The 1,126-nt window shown below is 66.5% G+C and carries 1 protein-coding gene; it reads left to right on the forward strand.

The features are described from left to right. Window positions 1-306: 306 nt before the first annotated feature. On the forward strand, window positions 307-1,126 hold an 820-nt coding region (locus Psi02_RS39740), incomplete at its 3' end, for a helix-turn-helix domain-containing protein (protein ID WP_203981086.1).

The raw sequence follows: 1,126 nt of genomic DNA on the forward strand, positions 1-1,126 counted from the left end.
GAGACACTCCCTCACCCCCGAGTCGTGATCACCGCTAGTCCCGCCAATGACAAGCTCACGGCGCGAATGACGCCGCTTGGCGCCACGTCCCCGACACGAAGGGCAGGGTCTTGCCTCGCTGTTCTCGTCTGGCCGGGTCACCGTCGCCATCTCCTCGTTCGCTCGGCGTTCCCTCTGTTGGGAGGCCGCTTGACGTACCGTGGTTGGTTGATGGCAAGTCCACCGGCAATGGCGAAACCGCAGGACCCCCAAGAGGCCCCCCTCTTACCCCCCTCTTGATCCCCCCGACGGGAGGAAAGACCCGAGATGCCCGACAGCATCCCGAACGTCCAACTCCGTGCATGGCGCAACGCCCAGCAGCTCACCCGCGCCGAACTCGCCGAACGCATCAACCAGACACCCGTTGGCATCAAGGAACACCTGGCCATCGACGAGGAACGCATCCGCCGATGGGAGGCCGGCGAAGTCTCGTGGCCCCGCACTCCCCAACGCAACGCGCTCGCTCAGGCCACCGGGTTACAACCCGAAGAGCTTGGGTTCTCCCAATCTCGGCGCACCGAGGGACGTCTGATCGAGGCCCGCGTCATGCCCGTGGACGCGCTACGGGCCGAGGCCGACCTGTACGGCACGATGGAACTCGCCGAGCAGCTCCAAGCGTCCGATGTTGGAACCGGCACCCTTGAGGCCCTGGCCGAGGCCGTCGATCTGCTCTGCCGCGCTTATCCCGTCGTTCCCGCCGCGACGCTCCGAGACCGCACCCAAAAGCGCCTCGCCCAAGTGACGAGACTCCTATCGGGCCGGATCACGCTCGACCAGCACCGCGAACTGTTGGTCATCACCGGATGGCTTACCGCCCTGCTCGGATGCGTGCACTACGACATGGGCGAGCGCGAGGAGGCCGAGACCGCCCGACGAGCCGCCTACGAGATGGGCCGCCAAGTCGGACACGGCGAACTCATGGGATGGGCACACGAGATGTCCGCCTGGTTCGCCCTCGTCGAAGGCCGATATGAGGATGTCGTCACCGCCGCCCGTACCGGACAGGCCATCGCCGGCCAGTCCAGCGCCATGGTTCAACTGACGTTGCAAGAGGCCCGCGGATTGGCCCGCATCGGAGACCGCCGCG

It is taken from the genome of Planotetraspora silvatica (genome assembly GCF_016863315.1).
GTDB lineage: Bacteria > Actinomycetota > Actinomycetes > Streptosporangiales > Streptosporangiaceae > Planotetraspora > Planotetraspora silvatica.